This window comes from Bacillus sp. FSL W7-1346 (genome assembly GCF_038593335.1).
Taxonomy (GTDB): Bacteria; Bacillota; Bacilli; order Bacillales; family Bacillaceae; genus Bacillus; species Bacillus altitudinis.
Map to the genome: position 1 here is coordinate 2,649,847 of NZ_CP151988.1, position 24,259 is coordinate 2,674,105.

Here is a 24,259-nt window from a genome sequence, read left to right on the forward strand (position 1 = left end):
TTCAACTAAAGTCATTTTTAACATACTTTTGATATCAAGTCAACTGACGGAAGTGATTAATCTTCCATTGTCGAGAGATCGCCAGCAGGTAAATTCAGTTCCCACGCTTTTAGCACACGTCTCATAATTTTACCGCTGCGTGTTTTTGGCAATTTGTCTTTAAACTCAATTTCTCTCGGTGCTGCATGTGCAGCGAGTCCTTTTTTCACGAACGTACGAATTTCTTCTTTCAGGTCATCAGACGGTTCGTATCCGCTTCTAAGCGCTATAAATGCTTTAATAATTTCACCGCGCACAGGATCTGGTTTTCCGATGACACCAGCCTCTGCAATGGCCGGATGTTCCACCAGTTTACTTTCTACCTCAAATGGACCGACCCGCTCTCCTGACGTCATGATGACATCGTCGACACGTCCCTGGAACCAGAAGTATCCGTCTTCATCCATATAAGCAGAATCTCCTGAAACATACCAATCTCCCGGCATAAAGTAAGATTCATATTTTTCAGGATTGTTCCAGATCGTATGCATCATAGACGGCCAGCCTTTTTTGATGGCAAGGTTCCCCATCCGGTATGGCGGAAGTTCATTTCCGGCATTATCCACAATCGCAGCTTCAACGCCTGGAATTGGTTTCCCCATCGAACCTGGTTTGATATCCATGGATGGATAGTTACAAATCAGCTGTGCACCTGTTTCTGTCATCCACCAAGTATCATGAATTCGTTTACCGAATACAGCGTCTCCCCAGCGGATCACTTCTGGATTAAGTGGCTCTCCTACACTTAACACATGACGGAGTGAGCTGAGATCATATTTTTGAATGAGATCGTCTCCTGCTCCCATCAGCATTCTGAAGGCTGTCGGTGCACTGTACCAAACGGTCACACCAAGCGATTCAATGGTTTCGTACCACGTATCAGGATTGAACCTGCCGCCTAAAATCACATTCGTCGCTCCATTCAACCACGGAGAAAAAATACCGTACACCGTCCCTGTTACCCAGCCTGGATCAGCTGTACACCAGTAGACATCTTCTTCTTTCAAATCAAGTACCCATTTACCCGTCTGGCCTTGCTGCACCATTGCGCCATGAACATGGAGCACACCTTTTGGCGTACCAGTGGACCCTGACGTGTAATGAAGCAAGTATCCATCTTTTTCATCCATCCACTCGATTTCAAGTTCCTTCGCTGCCTGCTCAAATGCTTCTTCAAAGTGAATCGTCCGCACACCACCTGCATCCTCTTTTTCACCACCGACAATGATGACGGATTCAAGCTTTGGAAGTTCTGCAAACGGAATCCGCTCAAGCAGATCAGGCGTTGTCACAATCACTTTTGCCTCACTATTTTCTAAACGATCTTTGACGGCACCTTCCATAAATGCTTCAAATAACGGACCGACGATCGCACCAATTTTGACAGCACCAAGCAGTAGAAAATAGAGCTCAGGTGATCTTGGCATAAAGATAAACACGCGATCCCCTTTTTGCACATGTGCCTGTTCTCTTAATAGATTTCCTGCTTTGTTTGTCTTGATTTTCATATCCCTGAACGTATACTTTTCATCCCGCTGTGAATCTTTGTAGTGAAGCGCCACCTTGTTTTTACGAAACGAGTCCGCATGTCTGTCAATCGCTTCATAAGCTGCATTTACTTTTCCTGTTTCATACCAAGAGAAATTTTTTCTCGCTTCCTCCCATGAAAATTCTTTGTATGCTTGCTCATAATCATTTAAATGATAGTCCCCTTTTACTGATGGTAGCGTTTCCACTTTCATCAAACAGTCCCCCTTTGCATACGTTTACAATGACCATTATAGTATAGATGACTTTTTTTCTCAATTTTTAAAAAACTTCTGATGAAACCGTTTTAATTATTGTCAGATTTAAGATAAAATAGAGACGACTCACTAGAATTTGAGGCGGTGGATACGTGGAGCATCCTAAAACTTATTATTCAAAAACAATTACGAGAGAAACAGGCACCATCCTGATTGAAGGACCGGTACCTGCATCAGAGCTTGCGAACTATACGTTTCATGAAGGACTAACGGCATTTCGCACGCCTGAGGAACAGAAACAAGCACTTGTTGAAATAGCAGATCTTCCTGAAGGACGTATTATCATTGCTAGGGTGGATGAGCTTGTCGTAGGCTATGTCACGTATTTGTACCCTGATCCACTTGAACGCTGGTCAGAAGGCAACATGGACAATTTAATTGAGCTCGGTGCCATTGAAGTCGCTCCTCCATTCAGAGGCTGTTCACTTGGCAAGCATTTACTGGATGTGAGCATGATGGATGAGCAAATGGAGAATTACATTATCATTACAACTGAATATTACTGGCATTGGGATTTAAAGGGGACGAAGAAAAACGTGTGGGAGTACCGCAAAATGATGGAGAAAATGATGAACGCAGGCGGTCTTGTCTGGTTTGCAACAGACGAGCCAGAGATCAGCTCACATCCAGCCAATTGTTTAATGGCACGGATCGGAAAAAATGTAAGTCCTGATTCGATCGAGCGTTTCGATCGTCTTCGCTTCCATCAGCGCTTTATGTATTAACGTTCAATTCGTTTTTTTGGCAAAGGGGATTGGTAAACATGATGATTGAACAAATTATGGAGCGTGATGTGATCACGCTGCGCAAAACCGATACGATTGAAGAAGCCATTCAAAAAATGAGTGCACATCACATTCGGCATATTCCCATCGTATCTGAGCAGGGATCTGTCATTGGGATGGTGACAGATCGGGATATTAAAAATGCCAGTCCAAGTATTTTTGAAACAGAGAAAAGGCAGCTTTTTATTCAGCGGCCGGTTGAAGACATCATGGTGCTAGAGACGATTACCGCTCATCCGCTTGATTTCGTTGAGGAGATTTCAAGTGTCTTTTTTGAACACGGAATTGGCTGTCTTCCCGTTGTGAGACGCGGCAAGCTTGTAGGGATCATCACAAAAACAGATTTACTTCGTACGTTTGTAAGACTAACAGGTGCAGATCAGCCTGGATCACATTTAGAGGTTGAAGTAGCGCAAGTGACAGAGGGTCTTGCAGACATTACGTCCATTTTAAAAGAGCAGCATATTCAAATGCTGAGTGTACTCGTGTACCCACATGCCAATGAATCCTCTAAAGTGCTCGTCTTCCGCCTTCAAACGATGCATGCTGATCATGTGACGAAGCTAATTCGTGCAAAAGGCTATAAGGTGCTATGGCCTATGGAGCAGACGATCAAATGAAGGAAGCGACCTTTGTTTTTTCACCATCTTTTCAAACGTACCAGTTTCACCAAGATCATCCCTTCAATCAGCTTCGCGTCTACTTAACTTATGATCTTCTTCAAAAAATGAAGGCGTTAACGGATGATGAGATTGTCGCACCTCGTATGGCGACGCTGGAGGAATTAAAGCTCGTCCATACAGCAGACTATATTCAAGCAGTACAGCGAGCAAGTGAAGGAAAACTGTCCACCGCAGAGGGGGAACGTTATGGTCTTGGCACTGAGGACACCCCGATGTTTGCAGGGATGCATGAGGCAGCTTCTCTCCTAGTTGGCGGGACATTAACAGCGGTTGATCAAGTGATGCTTGGGCATTCGCAGCATGCGCTTAATCTTGGCGGCGGGCTTCACCATGGATTTAAAGGGCGTGCTTCTGGCTTTTGTATTTATAATGACAGCTCTGTGGCCATTCAGTATATTCAAAAGACATATGGCGCTAGAATTTTATATATTGATACCGATGCTCATCATGGCGATGGTGTACAGTTTAGCTTCTATGATGATCCAGAGGTATGTACTGTTTCCATTCATGAAACAGGGCGCTATTTGTTCCCTGGAACTGGACAAGTACAGGAAAGGGGTCATGATAAAGGCTATGGCTATGCATATAATATCCCGCTTGACGCATTTACAGAAGATGAATCATTTTTAGAAGCCTATCGAACAGCAGTGACAGAGATTGCTGCTTTTTTTAAACCAGATGTCATTTTGACGCAAAATGGAGCAGATGCCCACTATTATGACCCTTTGACGCATTTATCTGCTACCATGAAAATATATGAGGAAATTCCTAGAATTGCCCATGAGCTGGCGCATCAATATTGTGATGGAAAATGGATCGCTGTGGGCGGAGGCGGCTATGATATTTGGCGTGTCGTTCCAAGAGCATGGAGCCGTATTTGGCTTGAGATGAAAGGCATTACACCACCAGATGCGCTTCCTCAGGAATGGATTCGGGCATGGGAAAAACAATCGCCTGTTCCGCTTCCATCCACATGGCTAGATCCTGACGATTTATATCCACCGATTCCAAGAAGAGCAGAAATTACAGAAAAAAATGCGCAAACGGTAGAAAAAGCTCTCATGCCTGTTAGACGAGAAAAGAAAAAGGCATAAAAAAAAGCAGGCGTCCACTGATCAAGTGAGCCTGCTTTCTTTTTTATTTCGTCGATTGTCTTTCTTCAATTCTATGTGGTAATTCAACAATTTGATCTTCTACTTGTTCTTTGTTCATGAGCTTTGTCAAAAGTCTCATCGCAACAGCGCCAATATCGTAAGTCGGCTGAACAACTGTTGTCAATTGAGGGCGCACCATGAGGGATAGTCTTGTGTTATCAAAGCCAATCACTTCTAAATCTTCAGGAATTGATACGCCTCTGTCCTGCGCTCCATGAATGACACCTAGCGCCATTTCGTCAGTCGCTGCAATCACAGCCGTCGGCTTGTCAGATTGCTCAAGCAGATTAGCGAGCGCTTCAATACCAGAGTCATATGAGTAGTCTCCTTCAGCAACAAGCGCTTCGTCAAACGCGATACCAGCTTCTTCAAGCGCACGCTTATAACCAGCAAGCTTTCGCATAGAGTTAATTGGTTCTGACATTGGTCCAGATACAAACGCAATTCGTTTATGTCCTTTTTCAACTAATAGCTGAACTGAATCATAAATGGCTTGTTCATAGTTAATGTTGACTGATGGTGTTTGTGCCTGCTCTTCGACAGATGCAGCAAGTACAATGGGTACAGGAGAGCGCTTAAATTCTTCCACATGCACATCTGTAATGTTTCCGCCCATAAAAACGATTCCATCTACTTGTTTGCCAAGCATTGTGTTTAACAAATGAAGTTCTTTATCAGTATTTTGGTCTGAGTTGCTCAAAATAATGTTGTACTTGTACATCGTCGCAATATCTTCAATTCCTCGTGCAAGCTCTGAATAGAAGATACTTGAAATATCAGGGATGATAACCCCGACTGTTGTGGTCTTTTTACTTGCAAGACCTCGTGCGACTGCGTTCGGACGGTAGCCGAGACGATCAATTGCTTCAAGCACCTTTTTTCTTGTTGTTGGTTTTACGTTTGGATTACCATTAACAACACGTGATACCGTTGCCATACTTACGTTTGCTTCTCTTGCTACATCATATATTGTAACATTATTCACATAAATCACTCCTTCAAATACACTTCATATCTATAGCATTCACCAATTGGATAGAGACATGTCAGATACGAGGAAAATAATATCCTATTTGTCATTAAAACGATGAAAAGAGACACATAATTTTTCAATCTACATCAAAATGACATTCTTTTATGAAATTATACACGTTTTTTCTTCATATGAAAACGTTCCCTTTCTTTTTATAACTAAATTAAACAAACTTTAATGAGCTTGTTACCTGTAAATTGAATCATATTTCACCAAAAATCGTCGTGAACGTCAGCTATGACAATGATCTTAGCAGATTCTATCGAATTTTAAAAATGAAAACATTGTGAACAAGCATATTTTTAGCTTGCAATGTGCTCTCTTCCTTTCATTGCCAATCTTGATCGTATTTTTTCATGAAAAAACCGCCGGGCTGTCATCCGGCGGCTTTTCTATTTATGATTACGCATGAATGTTGACAAGTGGTCTTAACGCATCTAACCATTTTTCGAATTGTGGAATGTCCATTTGCTGCGCTGAGTCAGATAGGGCAACAGATGGATCTGGATGCACTTCTGCCATCACACCGTCTGCTCCAATCGCAAGAGCTGCTTTAGCTGTTGGAAGAAGTAGATCTCTGCGTCCTGTTGAGTGTGTCACGTCAACAAAGACTGGTAAATGTGTCTCTTGTTTCAAGATTGGCACAGCCGAGATATCTAGTGTATTTCTTGTGGCTGTTTCGTATGTGCGGATGCCTCGCTCGCAAAGGATGATTTGGTCATTTCCTTGTGCGATGATGTATTCAGCTGCATTGATGAATTCTGAAATTGTTGCTGCTAGACCGCGTTTTAAAAGAACTGGTTTGTTCACTGATCCAGCTTCTTTTAAAAGCTCGAAGTTCTGCATGTTACGTGCTCCAATTTGGATGACATCGATATGCTCAATCGCTTCTTCAATATGAGCAGGATTCACAATTTCACTAATAACTGCAAGACCGTATTCATCTGCTACACGTTTTAGAATTTTTAGACCGTCTACGCCAAGTCCTTGGAAGTCGTATGGACTTGTGCGAGGCTTAAATGCGCCGCCACGAAGAAGTTTTAGTCCCTGCTGTTTCGCTGCTGCCGCTACTTCTGCAACTTGCTCGTAGCTTTCAACGGCACATGGTCCAACGATGAAACGTTGTTTTCCGTCACCGATCGCTTCTCCATTGATATTTACAATTGTATTTTCAGGTTTTTTCTTACGAGAAACAAGAAGTGCTTTGCTGTGGTCATCTTCTTGAAGCTCTAAACCTGCTTTGAAAATTTCTTTGAAAATATGTTGAATCGTTGAATTTTCAAATGGGCCATCATTTTCTTCAAGAATTTGATTAAGCATTGTGCGCTCTCTGACAGGGTCATAACGGTTGACACCTTGCGCTTCTTTTGCCTTTCCAATTTCTTTTACAATGTTTCCTCTTTCATTGATCAGTTTTAAGATTTGAAGATTTAGTTCATCTGCTTGCTGTCTCAATTGTTCCAATTCATTGTTGCTCATTTTTGTCATCCTTTCCTCTGCCCGCTCTCGCTTTTTATTTTTGATCTCTTATAATAGGGTTTATTATAAACAAAGATTTCGGAATTGTCACGAAAAAATTCTTTATTACCCAAACGCTTTTAAGCGATAAAGTATTATGTGTAAGATTATAGCATACTTTTGATACAAGTAAACCTTTTTTATAAAAAAAACGTCAGCAATCGCTGACGTTTTTCTACATGTTATGTTCAAGCGCTTCTTTTGTAATGCTTGAGTGAGAAGCATGCCACTTTACTTTGCCACCGCTAAAGATGAGTGCCTGCGGGCTTTCGTGCTTGATCCCTGACTTTTCAGTCACATAGGATGAAAGCTCTCTTGTGTTTTGAATTTGCAAGAAATAAGCAGGAACATCCTCATGTTCTGACGCAAACGCTTCAAACTCTTGAAAAGCAGCTTGGCTGATTGGACATGTCAAACTGTGCTTAAAAAAGACAAAGGTTCCGTCTTGATTCGTTAGTTGATCAAACTGTTCTTCTGTTTCTATGAGTTGTTTAGACATGATGTGCTCCTTCCTAACTTAAGCAGCGAGTTAGCCTTTCGTAGATTGTTCTACTTTTTCTTTGACATCTTTGATGCCGTCTTCAATGTCTGCTTTTGCTTCTTGTGCTCTTACTTTTGCTTCATCTGCTACATCTGAAGCTTCATTTGCAATATTTGCTGCAGCATCTTCTGCTTCGCTTTTTACTTGTTTAGCTTTTCCAGCTGTACGATCTTTTATGTCTTTTACTTTGTCTAAAATCTGGTTTGACTGCTCTGCTACGAGCTGAGACAATTCAGATGTTTTGTCTTTCGCAATCGTCACATATTCAGTGCCCTTTTCCTTTGCATCTGTTGTGAGACGATCTGTTTTTTCTTTTAGGGCATTCGCTTGGGTGTTCAAATCATCGCGAAGCTCTTTCCCTGACTTTGGTGCTAAAAATAATGCCGTTGTTGCACCGATAATGCCACCGATAAGTGTTCCGATCAAAAAGTCTTTGCTATTGATTCCGTCTTTGCTCATGATTATTCCTCCTATGCGAAAATGGTTGATTATTGTTGTTTACGTTGTTTCCATTTTTTATAGATTTCAAGTGCTGCGTTACTCCAGCTTACCACATCCGTGACTTTCTCTTGATTTCGTTCAACGGATGAAGAAACCGCACCAGCTGCCTGCTTTATGCTTGTATTAAATTGGTTGATCGAGCCACCAATTCCCTGCACCGCATCCACAACTGTGTTAAGTTTTGCCGATTTGTCTTGAATATCTTCAGCAAGCTGATTGGTCTTATGTAGCAACTGTGCTGTCTCTGTGGTGATGCCTTGCATCTGTCCTTCAAGACCTTCTAAAGTTGATGCGACATTCTTTAATGTCAGCTGTAAGGATTTCAATGTTTTGGACAAGTAGATGACAAGAATGAGGAAAGCGATTGCGATGAGTGCAACGCTTAAATAGAGAATAATAATCATCTGATACCTCCTTTGCTGCGGGCATATTCAATTCAATACCCTCTCGTTGTATCATTCAAACATCGCCTAGAATGACCGATTGAATAATAATTCTACACTTATTCGCCAATTCCTGTCCACAGCGAACGAAAAAAAGCGGCACATCTTGTCACATTTAGCCCCTTTGTCACATTTTATTCAAAATAAAAAAGCGCCGATTGAATCGGCACTTTTTGACAGGCAATTATACTGCGACTTTCTCATAAGCACGAAGATACTTTTGAATATCTCCTGCTCCCATAAAGACCAAGATCGCATTTTCATGTGCTTTCAGCACAGATGTCTCTTCTTCTTCAATCAATTGGGCTTGCGGAATTTTTTCCCGCAAATCTTCAATGCTTAGTTTCCCAATGTTTTCACGAGCTGAACCGAAAATATCACAAAGGTATACATAGTCTGCTTTTTTCAGACTGTCCGCAAATTCACTTAAAAATTGCTGTGTACGAGTGAAAGTGTGCGGCTGGAAGACTGCTACAATATCACGGTCTGGATACTTCTGGCGAGCTGCTTCGATCGTGACTTCAATTTCAGTCGGATGGTGCGCATAATCGTCAATTAAGACTTGTTCACCGACTACTTTTTCATTAAAGCGTCGTTTCACACCTCCAAATGTCGTTAAAGCACCTTTGATGAGCTCTACATCAATGGCCTCATAGTGGCATAATGCAATGACCGCTAATGAGTTAAGGACATTGTGGTTTCCGTAAGCAGGAATGTAGAAGGTATCATAAAACGTATTACGTACAAATACATCAAATGTGGTGCCTTCTGTGTTTTTCACAACATTTCGTGCTTGGAAATCATTTTCTTCATTGAATCCGTAGTACACAACAGGTACTTTTGCTTGGATCTTGAGAAGATGCTCGTCATCACCGCAAGCGATGATGGCTTTTTTCACTTGAAGTGCCATGTTTTGAAACGCATCAAACACGTCATCAATATCCGTGAAATAATCAGGGTGATCAAAATCAATATTGGTCATGATCGCATAATCTGGATGGTAGCTGAGGAAATGTCTGCGGTATTCGCACGCTTCAAATACAAAATACTCGCTGTTTTCTTTCCCCATTCCAGATCCATCACCGATTAAGTAGGAAGTTGGTTTTGCCGCTTGCATCACATGTGCAAGCAGACCTGTTGTCGATGTTTTACCATGAGCACCAGTAATTGCAACGTTTGTGAATGAATCCATGTATTCTCCAAGAAATTTATGATAACGAATAACAGGAATCCCTTCAGAAAGAGCACGCTCAATCTCAGGGTGTGTATCTGGGAATGCATTTCCTGCAATCACCGTCATCCCTGGCTGAATATTATCTGGGTCAAATGGAAGAATTTTAATATTTCGTTCTTCTAATGCTTTTTGTGTAAAGATATGTTTTTCGATATCCGATCCTTGGACAGTATACCCAGTATCATGAAGAATTTGGGCCAGTGGACTCATACCTGTCCCTTTTATTCCAACAAAATGATAAACAGTCATAATTGTACCTCCAACAAACGTCTATCTGACTTACAGTATATGACGCTCATTTCAATTTGCAACTTGTGATTTTTGTCTCTAGCTGATCACAAATCGCAGCTCCAAATAAAGATTTTTTTCCGATCTTCCTATTCTAATCAATATTAACTATGATTAGTATCCGACAACTTTCCCATTTCTAACACCTGCTTTCGCTCATTTTCGTTAAAAAGCGTTCAGACAGGCATGCGAAAAGCGTCCAATTCAAAAATTGCACCTATGTGCTATCATACCATGTTTATCAAAAAAATGAAGTGGTTTGTTTAGATCAATTGTTCTAAGTCACTCAGTGTCATGAGGACCTCTCTTGGCTTACTGCCTTTTGCCCCAGAGATCATTCCTTCACGTTCCATCATATCAATCAATCTCGCTGCTCGATTGTAGCCAATTCTAAATCTTCTTTGCAAACTGGATGTACTTGCACTATTTTGCTCGATGGCGAACCTGCATGCGTCCATAAACAATTCATCTTCGTCTGTAATAGCAGAGCCTTGGAGCATCAATTCTTCCTGTTCAAAAAGGAACACAGGTTTGCGCTGTTTTCTCACATGCGCTACCACTTCATCAATCTCTCGATCTGATACAAAGTTCCCTTGTAGCCTTGTCGGTTTGCCAGAGCCATTTTCTAAGAACAGCATGTCTCCTTTTCCGAGAAGCTTTTCAGCACCTGCCATATCAATAATGGTTCTTGAATCCACTTGGCTTGAAACAGAGAATGCAATTCTTGTTGGGATGTTTGCTTTAATGAGGCCTGTAATGACATCAACAGAAGGTCTTTGCGTCGCAATGAGTAAGTGAATCCCGCATGCTCTTGCTTTTTGGGCAATTCGGCAAATGCTTTCTTCGACTTCATTTGGTGCGACCATCATTAAATCAGCCAGCTCATCAATGACAACGACGAGATATGGCAGTTTTTCACCCAATTGTTTTTCTTTCACCAGTTCGTTAAATCGTTTGATTTCTCTCACACCAGAGTGTGCAAACAGTTCGTAGCGTCTTTCCATTTCATCTACTACCCATTTCAGGGCAGCTGTTGCTGTCTTGGCATCAGTAATAACTGGGCTCACAAGATGCGGAATGTGATTATACGGCGCGAGTTCGACCATTTTAGGGTCGATTAACAGCATTTTCACTTCATCAGGTGAGGCTTTAAACATCAGGCTTACGAGAATGGTATTAATACAGACACTTTTCCCTGAACCTGTTGCTCCGGCAATTAAGCCGTGCGGCATTTTTTGCAAATCAACCACAACGGGCTGACCGGAAATATCCAATCCGAGCGCCGCCGTTAATGGAGACGGATTGTCTCTGAAGGCACTGCTTCTGATCATTTCTCTTAAGAAAACCATTTTACTGTGAAGGTTCGGCACTTCGATTCCAATCGTGTTCTTCCCAGGAATCGGCGCTTCGATTCGAATATCTTTTGCAGACAAACTAAGTTTGATATCATCTGACAGGTTTGTAATTTTGTTCACTTTCACGCCTGGTTCAGGATGTACTTCAAACCTTGTAACAGAAGGACCTTGCGTCACATGAACAACACTTGCTCTGACATTGAAGTTTTTCAGTGTGGCATTGAGCAGTTCTGCCCGTTCTTTCACCCATGTTCCGTCCTCTTCTTTTTGTGCTGGCGGAACGTCTAGAAGAGCTAAACTCGGAAATACATAGCCTTGTGCATCTGCCGTTTTCTTCTGTCCTTGCACGCGCTGATCACTTTTTAACATCATGACGTTAAAAGGAACGGTGGAGGTTTGACCGCTTGAGCGCTTTGGCTGTGGAGAAGACGGTTTTGGTTCTTCACGTTTTGGTTCTTCACGTTTTATTTCAGGCGTTTCTTCAGGTATTTCCTCAAGCTCTTCTGCCATATCCCCGGCGATCTTTGCTTGTCCAGAGTCAGCAAATTCATCTGATGCTTCTTCAACTGGCATGACTTCATCATCTGTTAATTTTTCTTCCGGCAGGGAATCATCATCTTGCGAATCTTGTATGATCACCGGTTCTTCTTGTTCAAATGCTACCGCTGACACGTCTACTTGACTTTCTTCTATCCGTGCAGCCTCTGCTCTTTCCTCCATAGCCTCTATGTTCTTCTCTTCCAGCATCGCAGTTTCTTCTACTGGGCTTTCTATCTCCATGTCGAGTGCTGGTGATGGGCTTTCAGCTGTTTCAAATGTAAAGCTCTCTTTTTTCTGAGCATCATCTTCAAGCGGAATCATCGGCTCTTCTTGTTCAATGGTGACTGTCTGTTCTTGCTCCATCTCTAGAGGCTCGTTAGATGCTTCAGCTTGCTCCATATGTAAGAATGCTTCCCGATCGTCTTTGGTCTGTGACAAAGCTTGATCTTGATCCTCTGTCTCACTGAAAGGCTCGTCATATAAACGTTCCATCGTTGATTGAACGTGATCTTGATAAGCGAGTTCCTCTTGCAAAGTAAGCGGGTTCGTGACAGGTTGCTTCTCTCCTTGTTCTGCTGTTTGGGCTGACATCATGTCTTCCATACGTTGTTCTTTTCGTATAGACGGGATGTTCATTTGCTGTCTTACATTCCGTTCACGCTCTGCTTCTTCTGATAACAGTGTGACACGCTGTGACGTTTCTTCTGCCGATTTCATTTTGACAGAAGATGTGTCTTCTTTGGCTGCTGCATGTTTTGGACGCATATCCTGATGGTAGCCATAGATGGGTGAAGGGATTTGCTCTGGTTTAAAAGGCTTTTTATTGAGATCAGGCTGCACCGTTTGTTTTGGCTGATAGGTCGTCTGCTTTGCCTTTGGCTGACTTGACCGCGTGCGCCTTCTTTCTTGCTGCTTTGCTGCCTCACGTGCAGGTTCATCTGGAACGAGAGGAAAGCGGAAATTGCCTTTTGGATATTCATAATACACTTTCGTATCTTCAACTTTTTTATATTCTTTATGCTGTTCAACAGCTGGCTGCTTTGGTGCAATCGGACCTGTTTCAGGCCTCTCAGCTTTTTCTTCTTTTTTTTCTTCTCCTAAAAATACACTAAAAAATTTATCTAACCAACTCATCATTTATCACTCACTTTAACTCCCCTTACGTTTTCTTGGGCGATTTTTAGTATACCATTGCTTTTTCATGCAGAAAAGCGAGAAAAGTGCTACGCTTTGCTGTTCATGCTGTCTGTAGATGAAAAAAAGTCACTAAGTACGTACTTAGTGACTTTTGGTATAACACATTCTTCGCTCATTTGTACCCGTTTATGGGAGGTTACGCTTCAAATGGCTCGCCAGCTTGGTGGCTTCCTTCTAGAACAAGGATTCCTTTTTCAGCAGGCGCATTCGGAAGATCTAATTCTTTTGCAGAACAAATCATTCCGCTTGAAGGAACACCTCTCAGTTCAGCATCTTTGATCACCAAACCGCTCGGCATCACAGCACCGACCTTTGCAACCACAACATATTGACCTTGATCAACGTTTGGTGCACCGCACACGATTTGTAAGGTTTCATCGCCAACATCTACTTGGCAAATGTTCAGTTTATCTGCATTCGGATGTTTTTCTTTTTCCTTCACATAACCGACCACAAACTTAGGTGATAGATCAACTGTTAATGTTTCACTGACACCGTTGCGGTTCAAAATTTCATTGATATCTTGAACAAGCGTTTCAGAAAGCGGTACAGATCCGTTTTCTTCAATTTTCATGTAAGTAGATGCATTGAAAATATTAAAACCTGTTGTTTCTTTTGTGTCTTGATTGAAGATTCTTACGACATCTCCAAACGTTTCATGACCTACTTCTTCTCTTGTTACATCTTTCAATGAAATAAGGAGTGTGTCGCCGACACCTTCTGCATTATAAAAAACGTTCATTCTTCAAAATTCCCTTCTACTGCTGTTTTGGTCTACTTTTTGCAAGAATAAAGATCGGTTCAAGCTTGCCTTCGTCATATAAAAATGACAAGGCCGTAATCGGAACCGTGCCGCTGGCGAAGAAGCTCATCGACATTTGCCCTAAAATATCATAGCCTGATTCATTGCGTACATCTGCAATGATGAACACATCTTGATGGGGAACGGAAATAGCCATTTGCCCCTCTACTTTTTGCGCGTATTCTTGTAAAATCGATTCATTTAATATTCTGCTTGCATCGTACCCGTCGTTTGCACGGAAGAAATAAAAACGGTTGCCCGCCACTTCATCCATCTTCACGACAGTCTTTAGTGAACGGACGTTAAAACTTGCGGTTTCTCTGATTCGTTCTTTTGTCCAGTTTTCCTTTTGCAGCATCTTCTCGTCAATTAATCTGTAGGTGCTTCCAAGGTCAAGTGCATAGTAGATTCTTGTCTCTGCTGTATGCTCATCAAAAACGAGCGGAATCTCATCACTCGATGTTTCTGGAAAGGACGTTGAACGAATGACCGGATAAATGTGCTTCTCTTTACCTGAGATGTGCTGCGCTTCACCTTTCATAGCGCTGAGCGCTTCTTTCACATAATAAACGATCTCATCCAGTGTTTCATCAGGCTTTACTTCCCACTTTGCAATAATCGGCGGGAGCTCAAGCGTGATGCCCTTTCCTGTATGTTTATCTTCTACACGAAGCGTATCTTTTTCCCTGTCAAACTGGTGGGTCCAGCTGTCGTTCGTCAGACGGCTTTTCAATTGATTGGCAAGCTGTCTTGATGTCATTTTCGCCATAATAAGACTCTCCTTTCGTTATTTAGAAAGAGAATCTGTTAAAAATGCTTCAATCTCTTCCTTTGTCTTACGATCTTTGCTGACAAAACGGTTGATCTCTTGTCCGTTTTTAAAGACTAAAAAGCTTGGAATTCCGTAAATTTCCCACTCTGCACAAGTGTCGATGAACTGATCTCTATCCACATAGAAGTATTCAAATTCTGGATAGTTTGCTTCAAGCTCTGGCAAAAACGGCTCAATAAATGTGCAGTCCGGGCACCAGTCAGCTGAAAATAGTAATACTGTTAAGTCTTCTTGAATCACTTTTTGTAATTCTTCGTTTGATTCAATTTTTTTCATGTTTGATTCCTCCAGTTTGTATACTTAAATCTCCGAATTGTATATAGCCTTTCTTTCTCATCCATTCTGATACTACCAAACTAATCACTGCCGGGCCAACGATATGCAAGAGAGCAATAGCGAGGAAAACGGAAGGATGAAATCCCATGACTGTGAGAGTCATGAGCTGGCCGACAAGTCCGCTCGTTCCCATACCCGCTCCTGCCGCATTATTGACCATCCCAAAGCCAATGATACCAATTGGCGCAAGAATCAGTCCTGCAATCGTCGGCGGAATGAGAATGAGTGGATTTTTCACAATGTTCGGCAGCTGTAGTTTTGATGTTCCAATGCCTACCGCAGCAAGACCGCCAAAACGATTTTCTCTAAATCCTGCAGCAGCAAAGCCGACCATCTGCGCACAGCAGCCAATCGTTGCCGCACCAGCAGCAAGACCGCTTAAATCAAGCATCAGCGCAAGCGCAGCGCTTGAAATCGGTGAGCTAAGAGCAAGTCCAACAATGGTTGCAACCAGCATGCCCATGATGAGTGGACTTTGATCAGTCCCCCATACAATCAGCCTGCCGAGCCCTGTCATCACCGCCTGAATCCCAGGGCCGATGAAAGCAGCGGTGAGAAAACCTGTGATAATGGTCACAAGCGGCGTTAAAATAATATCAATTCTTGTCTCACCACTGATCAGTTTGCCTAATTCCACACCAATGAGAGCAGCCACGAAGCTTCCAGCAGGTCCCCCAAGCTCTGCTCCAGCGGCACCTGACACAACACTTGCGAAAATAATTAAAGGAGAAGCGTTTAAGCGATAAGCAACCGCTACGCCAATTGCTGGTCCCATCAGCCCCATAGCGAGCGTTCCCATTTCCACGATGAGAGGAAATGATAACAGGCCGCCTGCTGTTTTTAAAATCAGCCCTACCACTAATGTAGCAAATAGACCTAAAGCCATATAAGAGAGTGCATCAATAAAATACACCTTTGGCGAAAGGGAAATACCCTTTCTTTTTAAATAAGTCATCAACGTCGTCTTCCTGCTTTCTCATAGGAAAGACGAAGAGGCCTGTCCTTCCCATTATATGTAGTCTTCTTACGATGAAAAATAGTCTCTACCATGAATATCATAATCATATTTTTTTTGCTTTATCAAGCACTTCTTGTGTAACATGAAAAGAAACAGGGCAAACCTTTACTAAGTTTGTGCACAAGGAGGAGATTGTTATGCAATTAACGGTTTATTTAGCTGGAGAAATTCATAGCCAGTGGCGCGATGAAATTAAGGAAAAAAGCCAGTCGTTGAAACTACCAGTAACGTTTGTTGGTCCAATGGAGAATCATGACCGATCAGATAACATCGGAGAAGATATTTTAGGCGGGCAGCCAAATGCCATCTTGAAAGACGATGCGGCTTCTGATTTGAACAATTTCCGCACCGAACTATTATTAAATAAGGCAGACGTTGTCATCGCCCGCTTTGGTGAGAAATATAAACAGTGGAACACGGCAATGGATGCTTCTTCTGCCATCGCCAAAGGGAAACCCCTTATTTTGATTCGTCCTAAAGAATTACATCATCCCCTAAAGGAATTATCAAACAAAGCAAATATCACTGTCGAAACAGTGAATCAAGCGATTAAGGCGTTGTCATACGTGTTTGAACAGGAATAAGAAAAAGGCTGTGCTCTTAATGAGGCAGCCTTTTTCTTATCGTTTACACTTGTTGATAAATCGAATCCACCGTGCTTTGATCACAATTTTTCACAAGACGAACAATTAATTCTTTTGCCGCTGCATAATCATCCACATGCAAGACAGAGTGACTTGTATGAATGTAACGCGCACATACACCAATAACAGCAGACGGTACACCTTGATTTGAGATATGGACACGTCCAGCATCCGTACCGCCCGGCGATACGAAATATTGATATGGAATATTGTTTGTTTCGGCTGTATCGAGGACAAATTCTCTCATGCCTCGGTGCGTAATCATCGTGCGATCATAAATACGAAGAAGTGCACCTTTTCCAAGCTGGCCAAATTGTGATTTGTCTCCCGTCACATCATTTGCAGGACTCGCATCTAGAGCAAAGAACAGATCCGGCTGAATCATATTCGCAGCTACCTCAGCCCCTCTGAGCCCTACTTCCTCTTGTACGGTTGCACCTGAATACAATTGACATGAGAGGGTTTCGTCTTTTAATTCTTTCAATAATTCAATGGCAAGTCCGCACCCATAGCGGTTATCCCAAGCTTTGGCTAAAATCTTTTTTGGATTGGCCATTGGGGTAAAGACCGTTGCAGGAACGATTTGCTGCCCTGGGCGAACGCCAAGCTCTTTCGCTTCTTCTTCACTGTCTGCACCAATATCAATAAGCATATCTGACGGTTTTACTGGTTTGCTTTTTTGTTCTGGTGTCAGAAGGTGAGGAGGTGTGCTCGATACAACTCCCGGAATTGGCCCGTGATCCGTATGAACATCCACGCGCTGCGCAAGCATCACTTGACTCCACCAGCCGCCAAGTGTTTGAAAACGAATCATTCCATTTTTCGTAATGGATGACACCATAAAGCCGACTTCATCCATATGACCAGCCACCATAATTTTCGGCGCGTTCTCTGGACCTTTGCGGACGCCAAACACTCCGCCAAGACGATCCTGTATGAGTTCATCGGAATATTTCTCAAGTTCCTTTTTCATAAAAGCACGCACATGGTGCTCATTACCTGGAGTCCCCTGTAGTTCTGTTAAATTTCGGAAAAGCGACATTGTTTCTTCGTTCATTTGACAGTTACCCTCATTTCTATGTAATGACCATATAAATTCCTATAAAAATAACACTCACTTTATACTATAAGAATTCTTTCGGTTTTCCAAGTATCTCTCCAGAAATTTTGAATATGCTTTCAAGTATTCGGATTTCTTAACATCGCTGGACAAGTTTTGTATAATGGAAAAAACAGCAATACGGAGGTGCAGCACGTTGAAGTTAAAACATGTTCTGATTGGTGCGAGTATTGGCGTAGCCGCTGCAATTGTTGCAAAGAAAGTCTTTTTCCCGACGTATATCTCGTCTGAAAAAGCGTTAAAAATTGTGAAATCTGCTTTTAAACAGCGCGGCCCGATTGATGGCTCTTGGATTTATACTGTACCAGAACCGTATACCGTAAATGGTGAAACGATTGATGTGTACAAATCTGGCATTACACGCTCCGCCTTTGGCGAGCTGGAACAGTATGAAGTCATGATTGATGCAAAAACAGGCATGATCGTTGATGTCATTGATTCTGTTGCTTAATAAGAAAGCTTCGCAAAGACAAGTCCTTGCGAAGCTTTTTTTAGATGGCTTTGATTTTTTTGTATACAGGGTGCCACATGGCGTCTTGCACAGCCTGAATGAGATCATCAGGGGTTTCTTCCGCAATTCCTTCGTCAATCGCTGCTTGTGCCACACGGACAGCCACTGTCGCTGAAACCGTTCTGAGCTGATCAACACTTGGAAGCATCGCAGCACCCGGTTTTCCGACATTGACCATGCTCGCAATCGCTTCAGCACTCGCAACAAACATGCTGTCTGTCATGAGGCGGGCTTTACACACAATCGTTCCAAGGCCAAGCCCTGGAAACACAAGGGCATTATTTGCCTGCCCAATTTCATATGTCACACCACCATATTCAACTGGATCAAACGGACTTCCCGTTGTGACAAGCGCACGTCCTTCTGTCCACTCAATGAGATCTTCCGGCTTTGCCTCTGAAAGAGGTGTCGGGTTTGACATCGGTAAAATCGCTGGCCGCTCTACATGTGACGCCATTTCTTTCACTATTTCCTCTGTAAATGCCCCACCTACAGTTGAGGTACCAATTAAGATCGTAGGTTTCGCCTGCTTCACGACCTCTAACAAATCAATTGAATGCTTTGGACCATTACGTGCATAATCCTTCACTTCATCAGAACGTCTTGCATACGGCTTTTGGAATGGCTGAATGTCAGGTGAATCATCTGTGAGCAGTCCCGTTTTATCAATACACCAGAAATGATCATATGATTCCTCTTCTTTGACACCATCTCGCACGATGGCATCACGAATTTGCTCGGCTATACCAATCCCTGCTGTACCTGCTCCAAAGATCACGATTCGGTGATCTTTCAGCGGAACCTTCGATGCTTTTGCACAAGCCAGAACGGCAGCAAGTGAAACGGCTCCAGTTCCTTGAATATCATCATTAAATGTACAAATACGGTCCTTATATTTTTCCAAAATGGCGCGCGCATTTTTTGTACCGAAGTCTTCCCAGTGAAGAAGTGCATTTGGAAAAGTCGCACGGGCAAGCTCAACATATTGATCAATAAACTGATCATAGCGCTCTCCTCGAACGCGGGAGTGCTGATTTCCCACATAAAGCGGATCATTTAAAAGGCTTTCCTGGTTGGTTCCAGCATCAAGCACCACTGCCAGCACACGGCTAGGATCAATACCTGCTGCGGCTGTATAAACAGCCAGCTTCCCGACTGAAATGGCGATTCCGCCAACACCCCAGTCACCGATGCCTAAAATTCCTTCTGCATCTGTTGCGACAATGAGATCAATTGATTCATCCACTCCGTAAGATGCAAAAATTTCTTCCATTCCTTCTAGATCATCAATGGATAAATAAATTCCTCTTGGCTTTCTATACTCGTGGCTGTAACGCTGAATCGCTGTTCCTACGGTCGGTGTGTAAACAATCGGCAGCATTTCTGCCAAATGCTCATTTAATAATTTATAAAAGAGCACTTCATTTCTGTCATGAAGCGCAGTTAAATAGACATTTTTCCCAAGTGCGTCTGGCTGTGCTTTGAACTGTTCATATGCACGCTTTGCTTGATCTTCTAGTGTTAACACCTTCGGCGGCAGAAATCCCTTTAACCCAAGCTCTTCCCGCTCTTCCTTTGTAAATGCGACTCCTTTGTTTAAATAAGGGACAGACATGACTTCGATCCCTCTTAACGGTGTCTCGATGACATCACCATGTACACGATAAAATTGATTCACCTGCACTCTTCCTTTCACAAGTTCATTTTGTCGTTATTTTGTGTGAAAGGCGAAAAAACATACAGATGATCTTTTATCTTCCGGTTTCTCTTTTGACCTCATGGGTCATTGCCCCGTCTTCATCCCACTTTACAGCACGGTAGATGGCATCATGATAAAACAAGTACCATGCATTGTTTTCTTCGGCAAATGCCTGCCATTTTTGCTTCGCCGGGATCGAGGTCATTGGATAATCATCGTATGCCAAGACCCATAGCGGGTTTTTATGAGCGTGTGTCGGCATGATATCCGCTAAATGAATAGCTGTTTCTCCCTGACTTGTGAGCGTTAAGATGCTATGCCCATCGCTATGTCCGCCTGTATGATGCAGGCGGATGCCTTCTGTTACTTCGATGCTATCTTCAAATGTCATGACTTGATCGGCAACAGGCTCCCAATTTTCTTTCCAATATGTATTTCTTGAGCGGATGTTCGGTGCTCTCATTTCGTCCCATTCAATTTTGGACGTGATGATTTTTGCCTGTTGAAAAACAGACACGAGCTCATCGCCTTCACGTTTTGTCAGCCCGCTTGCATGATCAAAATGCAAATGAGTCATTAAGACGTAATCTATATCAGATGGGCGCAAACCGAGAGCCGCAAGTGATTCTTCTATTTTCGTTTCCTCTGTGACGCCATAATTGCGTTTTTGTTTCTCTGTCAGCTTCCCTGATCCGATGCCGGAATCTACTAACAGATGAAGACCGTTCCACCGTATGAGCATTGGATCACACCGTAATTCAATTTGATTTCGATCATTCACAGGGTATTTTTTTGACCATAATGGCTTTGGCACCACGCCAAACATGGCACCGCCATCCATGTGTGTATCTCCCCCATTTAACCAGAACAGTTCCATTTCACCTATTTTCATTGTCTCCATTGCTGTCATCCCTCCTTTTTCTATCGTAGCAAATACAAAGGAAAATCGCATGTGCTAATCTTTTATCAAAAAAAGCTGACCGCAATCGTTCGTTGCAGCCAGCTTTGTTCGCTTGTTATTCAGGGAATTTTACTTCTGATCGATAGATCGGTTGTCCCATGGAAGAGAATTTCTCTTCATATTCTGTCATGACATTTCCTTCGAGACCATCCTCATGTAAATCAAGGCTCACATACGTTAAAAGGAGTCCGTAAGACGAAAAGCTTTTCAAGGAATATTCAAATAGTCCGCGGTTATCGGTTTTGAAATGTAATTCACCGCCTGGACGGAGGATCTGTTCATATCGCTTTAAAAAGGCTTTAAACGTCAACCTACGTTTTTCATGCCTTGATTTTGGCCACGGATCAGAGAAGTTCAAATACACCCGATCAATCTCATTTTCCGCAAAGACATCTGTCAGTGTCTCTGCGTTGATGTTTAGAAGCTTTACGTTTTCTACATCTGTTTCTTTGATTTTATCGACTGCCGTCACAATGACACTTTTAAATAATTCAATGCCGATATAGTTTATCTCAGGATGAAGCTTGCCCATTCCGGCAATAAAGCCCCCTTTTCCTGTACCGACTTCGATATGGATTGGATGATCATTTTCAAACAGCTCATGCCATTTCCCTTTGTATTGTTCAGGGTTGGCTAAAGCAATATGAGCATTTTCAGCTAAATAATCATCCGCCCACGGTTTATGTCGCATTCTCAATTTGATACACCTCTATTTTCTTTACATTTTATCAAGATACCATGAAACATAAAGAGCCGCAAGACAGCATCTTATCCGCACATATGAAAAAGACCAGCTGCTAATTGGGCTGGTCTGCTTCATGTATAAAATCAAAGCTGAATGCACAGTTTAACCACATAAATGACACGCCTTGAAAGGAGCATACGTATGGGATTAAACCGCCAACATCAGCTTCAATTAATCAAAGATATTTTAACTGATCACCAGCTGGATTGCTGCGGGACTGTTGCAGAATATGAACAGGTGGGACGCGTGATTCAATTAATGCTGGCAAAAGAAGATTTGGATGCTGACGTTCGTCAGCTACTAACCGATATTTATGATTACAGCCAAAAAGGCACTTCTGTCAGTTCAATTGATGCACATATCGAAGCGCATCAATCTCATCTATCTAACTGGGTCGAGAACATTCCATTGTCTTAATGGATGTTTAACCGTTTTAAGAGTGCATGTAGCTCGGCTTGCACTTCTTTTTGCGCCTTTTCATTTCCTTTTCTTTTATGCCAAACGACAAACGAGACGGTTTCAGCCAGCACATACCATGCCATGCGTTTTCGCAAGTTGTCGGTCAGCGGAGCACCATACATAGAGAGCCAGCTTTCCCAGTTCTCTTCTTCAACATAATGGTATAAGAGCGGTCCAAGATCAATCGCTGGATCCGCAATCATTGCCCCGTCCCAATCAATTAAATAGAGCTGGTTTTCATCTGTCAGCAGCCAATTATTATGGTTGAGGTCACAATGGCATACGACCTTATCCTCGTAATGAACTGCCTCCACATGTTTCTCTAAATACTGGATGGCACGCGTGATATCATGTGAGTCAATCTGCTCTTTTAAGATCGATGCCTTGAGATGCATCAAGATCGATGCCGGGTCAAGCGAGTGCTTTTCTAATCGTTTCAGCATATCGAGCAGCTCTTTTGATGTATGAATTTTTCTTAGCTGCTCTGCTACAGGACGGTCATTCATGTCCTTTGGCTTCAGCTCTCTCCCGCTCAGCCAGTGCTGTGCAGTGATGACATCCCCATTTTCCATCCGTTTTGTCCAGACAAGCTTCGGCACAATGCCTTCAGCTGACAAAACCGCAAGAAACGGTGACGTATTGCGTTTTAAAAATAGCTTTTGGTCATTGTGTGTTGCGAAGTACGCATCTCCCGTAGCGCCTCCAGCAGGAGAGATGTGCCATTCGCTACCTAATATTTGTCCCAACCAGTTCATATCAATTTTCAACCCATCATTTCTTAAAATATTTTAAATCATGCTTTTTTAGTCGACAAAATTCAGCCGATTGAGATCAATTGGCTGTTTATTTTTTATTTATATGATCATAAAAACAAAAAGGACAGCTATTGAGAATGAGATGCTAAACAATAGCCGTCCTATAGATTTTATCGCTACCTTCTTATACTCGTCAAGCAAAACTAGAAAAACAGGACAAGAACCTTATGAAAAGGGAAGTCTTTTTTCATGTTTCTTTTGCTCGTGCGCACACTGGCTGCTTCTTAGCCACGTAATTTTAACGATCGCTCACTAGCCTTAACAAACACTGGAGTGGCGCCAATCACTTCTCCATCGGCATGAAATAGGATTTTTTCATCTGCCTCCAAGTAGGCTTCTTCATGCTGAAAAAGGGTGACTCCCTCCATTACAAGGTGCTTTTTAAAAACCATTGCACTTAAAAATAAGAGGACTTTCAATGGATTCAAATCAGTGACAACGATTGTTTGAAATCCTGATTGCCTCGCACTTGCTTCCGGCGCTGCTTCCAGCCCGCCTCCATAATATGGGTGATTACATACGATCACAAACCACACTTGGCGAAAAACTTTTCTCTCATTTTCAATAAAAAGAGCAAGGTCAAACGGTTTGAATGACCATAAAGAATGTAGAAAAGACAGCGGGTAGATGATAAACCCGAGTTTGAGTCGATTGAGCCACTTTTTCCCTCTAAAATGGACCGTTCTCTTCAAGACATGTGCATCAAACCCTACACCAATATGATTGAGAAAAAGAACAGATTGCGGACTTTCTGCATGATCTTGAAAGGAGCCGAGAGAAAATGTTTTCGTCAACATCCTCTTTTGTTTTTTCACTTCTTTGATCACATCATGACGCTGGATGCCCAGCCCCTTCGCTGCATCATTCCAATGACCTGCTGGGACAAAGCTTAGCTGCACATGATCGATTTCTTTTAAACCATTTAGCACTTCATGAAATGTGCCGTCACCGCCAATGACGATCAGCCGTTTCAATCTGTCGTCTTGCATAGCGCTAATCTGTCTCGCCAAAACTTCGGCATGTCCTTCATGCTGGGTAAGAAACGATCTGTAGGAGATCTCTACCTTTTGTAATTCTTTCTCTATGCTTCTCCAAGTGCGGAGTCCTTTTCCTTGTCCTGCTGCTGGATTGACGATAAAGTACCATTCATTCATATATTAGCTCCACTCAGGTCTCATTTTTTTGGTGACCTTGATATGCC

Annotated in this window: 24 protein-coding genes; 6 read left to right on the plus strand and 18 right to left on the minus strand. The window is 42.5% G+C overall.

All coding sequences use genetic code 11. The features are described 5' to 3' along the window. Positions 1–56: 56 nt before the first annotated feature. Complete coding sequence (acsA, locus tag NST09_RS13640; protein ID WP_035391106.1) at positions 57–1,781, minus strand: acetate--CoA ligase; 1,725 nt, start codon at positions 1,779–1,781, stop codon at positions 57–59. A gap of 155 nt (positions 1,782–1,936) precedes the next feature. Between acsA and NST09_RS13645 the strand changes: the two genes are divergently transcribed. From NST09_RS13645 to NST09_RS13655, 3 genes are read left to right on the plus strand one after another with little or no spacing between them, the layout of a single operon-like run. Beyond that, positions 1,937–2,569 carry a GNAT family N-acetyltransferase gene (locus NST09_RS13645; protein WP_008343062.1) on the plus strand — a complete coding sequence of 211 codons (633 nt, stop codon included), beginning with the start codon at positions 1,937–1,939 and terminating at the stop codon, positions 2,567–2,569. 38 nt (positions 2,570–2,607) lie between these two features. Continuing rightward, positions 2,608–3,249: a CBS and ACT domain-containing protein gene (locus NST09_RS13650; protein WP_008343059.1), complete on the plus strand. Its 642-nt coding sequence runs from the start codon at positions 2,608–2,610 to the stop codon at positions 3,247–3,249. Next, positions 3,246–4,406: an acetoin utilization protein AcuC gene (locus NST09_RS13655; RefSeq protein WP_024718705.1), complete on the plus strand. Its 1,161-nt coding sequence runs from the start codon at positions 3,246–3,248 to the stop codon at positions 4,404–4,406. The genes NST09_RS13650 and NST09_RS13655 overlap by 4 nt, the downstream gene beginning before the upstream one ends. 43 nt (positions 4,407–4,449) lie before the next feature. On the opposite strand, the gene ccpA is transcribed toward NST09_RS13655, so the two are convergent. The 11 genes from ccpA to NST09_RS13710 all read right to left on the minus strand — a co-directional run bounded on the left by ccpA (position 4,450) and on the right by NST09_RS13710 (position 16,041). Continuing rightward, on the minus strand, positions 4,450–5,451 hold the full coding sequence (gene ccpA, locus NST09_RS13660; RefSeq protein WP_008343056.1) for a catabolite control protein A: 1,002 nt from the start codon (positions 5,449–5,451) through the stop codon (positions 4,450–4,452). 450 nt (positions 5,452–5,901) lie between these two features. After that, complete coding sequence (locus tag NST09_RS13665) at positions 5,902–6,978, minus strand: bifunctional 3-deoxy-7-phosphoheptulonate synthase/chorismate mutase (protein ID WP_017358315.1); 1,077 nt, start codon at positions 6,976–6,978, stop codon at positions 5,902–5,904. A 214-nt stretch (positions 6,979–7,192) separates the two neighbouring features. Beyond that, complete coding sequence (gene ytxJ, locus NST09_RS13670) at positions 7,193–7,516, minus strand: bacillithiol system redox-active protein YtxJ (RefSeq protein WP_007501805.1); 324 nt, start codon at positions 7,514–7,516, stop codon at positions 7,193–7,195. Positions 7,517–7,546: 30 nt separating this feature from the next. Continuing rightward, a complete protein-coding gene (locus NST09_RS13675; RefSeq protein WP_007501807.1) occupies positions 7,547–8,017 on the minus strand; it encodes a YtxH domain-containing protein in 471 nt (156 codons plus the stop codon). Between the two features lie 29 nt (positions 8,018–8,046). Further along, positions 8,047–8,463, minus strand: a complete 417-nt coding sequence (locus NST09_RS13680; RefSeq protein WP_017367864.1) for a DUF948 domain-containing protein — start codon at positions 8,461–8,463, stop codon at positions 8,047–8,049. Between the two features lie 223 nt (positions 8,464–8,686). Next, complete coding sequence (gene murC / locus NST09_RS13685; protein WP_008343047.1) at positions 8,687–9,985, minus strand: UDP-N-acetylmuramate--L-alanine ligase; 1,299 nt, start codon at positions 9,983–9,985, stop codon at positions 8,687–8,689. Positions 9,986–10,287: 302 nt separating this feature from the next. Then, positions 10,288–13,056, minus strand: coding sequence for a DNA translocase FtsK (locus NST09_RS13690; RefSeq protein WP_342493057.1), 2,769 nt, complete (start codon positions 13,054–13,056; stop codon positions 10,288–10,290). A 196-nt stretch (positions 13,057–13,252) separates the two neighbouring features. Continuing rightward, complete coding sequence (gene ytpR / locus NST09_RS13695; protein ID WP_035702057.1) at positions 13,253–13,858, minus strand: YtpR family tRNA-binding protein; 606 nt, start codon at positions 13,856–13,858, stop codon at positions 13,253–13,255. 16 nt (positions 13,859–13,874) lie between these two features. After that, complete coding sequence (locus NST09_RS13700; RefSeq protein ID WP_008343044.1) at positions 13,875–14,687, minus strand: DUF1444 domain-containing protein; 813 nt, start codon at positions 14,685–14,687, stop codon at positions 13,875–13,877. An 18-nt stretch (positions 14,688–14,705) separates the two neighbouring features. After that, positions 14,706–15,026, minus strand: a complete 321-nt coding sequence (locus NST09_RS13705) for a thioredoxin family protein (RefSeq protein ID WP_003217665.1) — start codon at positions 15,024–15,026, stop codon at positions 14,706–14,708. Then, positions 15,013–16,041 (minus strand): PTS sugar transporter subunit IIC, encoded by a 1,029-nt coding sequence (locus NST09_RS13710; RefSeq protein ID WP_019743715.1) that lies wholly within the window; start codon positions 16,039–16,041, stop codon positions 15,013–15,015. The genes NST09_RS13705 and NST09_RS13710 overlap by 14 nt, the downstream gene beginning before the upstream one ends. A 200-nt stretch (positions 16,042–16,241) precedes the next feature. Here NST09_RS13710 and NST09_RS13715 point away from each other — a divergent pair, with 200 nt between their 5' ends. Then, positions 16,242–16,688 carry a YtoQ family protein gene (locus NST09_RS13715; protein ID WP_007501817.1) on the plus strand — a complete coding sequence of 149 codons (447 nt, stop codon included), beginning with the start codon at positions 16,242–16,244 and terminating at the stop codon, positions 16,686–16,688. A 43-nt stretch (positions 16,689–16,731) separates the two neighbouring features. On the opposite strand, the gene NST09_RS13720 is transcribed toward NST09_RS13715, so the two are convergent. Beyond that, positions 16,732–17,805, minus strand: a complete 1,074-nt coding sequence (locus NST09_RS13720) for a M42 family metallopeptidase (RefSeq protein ID WP_008343043.1) — start codon at positions 17,803–17,805, stop codon at positions 16,732–16,734. Between the two features lie 199 nt (positions 17,806–18,004). Here NST09_RS13720 and NST09_RS13725 point away from each other — a divergent pair, with 199 nt between their 5' ends. Next, positions 18,005–18,319 (plus strand): PepSY domain-containing protein, encoded by a 315-nt coding sequence (locus NST09_RS13725; RefSeq protein ID WP_003217759.1) that lies wholly within the window; start codon positions 18,005–18,007, stop codon positions 18,317–18,319. A gap of 40 nt (positions 18,320–18,359) precedes the next feature. Here the strand turns inward: NST09_RS13725 and NST09_RS13730 are convergent, their stop codons facing one another. The 3 genes from NST09_RS13730 to trmB all read right to left on the minus strand — a co-directional run bounded on the left by NST09_RS13730 (position 18,360) and on the right by trmB (position 21,736). Then, positions 18,360–20,057 carry an NAD-dependent malic enzyme gene (locus NST09_RS13730; RefSeq protein WP_035391093.1) on the minus strand — a complete coding sequence of 566 codons (1,698 nt, stop codon included), beginning with the start codon at positions 20,055–20,057 and terminating at the stop codon, positions 18,360–18,362. Positions 20,058–20,130: 73 nt separating this feature from the next. Beyond that, entirely contained in the window at positions 20,131–20,979 is an 849-nt protein-coding gene (locus tag NST09_RS13735; RefSeq protein ID WP_008343041.1) for an MBL fold metallo-hydrolase, read from the minus strand. A gap of 115 nt (positions 20,980–21,094) precedes the next feature. Further along, the gene (trmB, locus tag NST09_RS13740; protein WP_146270750.1) at positions 21,095–21,736 is read right to left on the minus strand and encodes a tRNA (guanosine(46)-N7)-methyltransferase TrmB; all 642 of its coding nucleotides are present in this window, start codon (positions 21,734–21,736) and stop codon (positions 21,095–21,097) included. Between the two features lie 189 nt (positions 21,737–21,925). Between trmB and NST09_RS13745 the strand changes: the two genes are divergently transcribed. Beyond that, positions 21,926–22,201: a YtzH-like family protein gene (locus tag NST09_RS13745; RefSeq protein ID WP_017358323.1), complete on the plus strand. Its 276-nt coding sequence runs from the start codon at positions 21,926–21,928 to the stop codon at positions 22,199–22,201. On the opposite strand, the gene NST09_RS13750 is transcribed toward NST09_RS13745, so the two are convergent. Next, positions 22,198–22,998, minus strand: coding sequence for a phosphotransferase family protein (locus NST09_RS13750; RefSeq protein WP_170916852.1), 801 nt, complete (start codon positions 22,996–22,998; stop codon positions 22,198–22,200). The two genes, NST09_RS13745 and NST09_RS13750, sit on opposite strands and share 4 nt — an antisense overlap. Positions 22,999–23,282: 284 nt before the next feature. After that, positions 23,283–24,212, minus strand: coding sequence for a YegS/Rv2252/BmrU family lipid kinase (locus NST09_RS13755; RefSeq protein ID WP_046344241.1), 930 nt, complete (start codon positions 24,210–24,212; stop codon positions 23,283–23,285). Between the last annotated feature and the right edge of the window lie 47 nt (positions 24,213–24,259).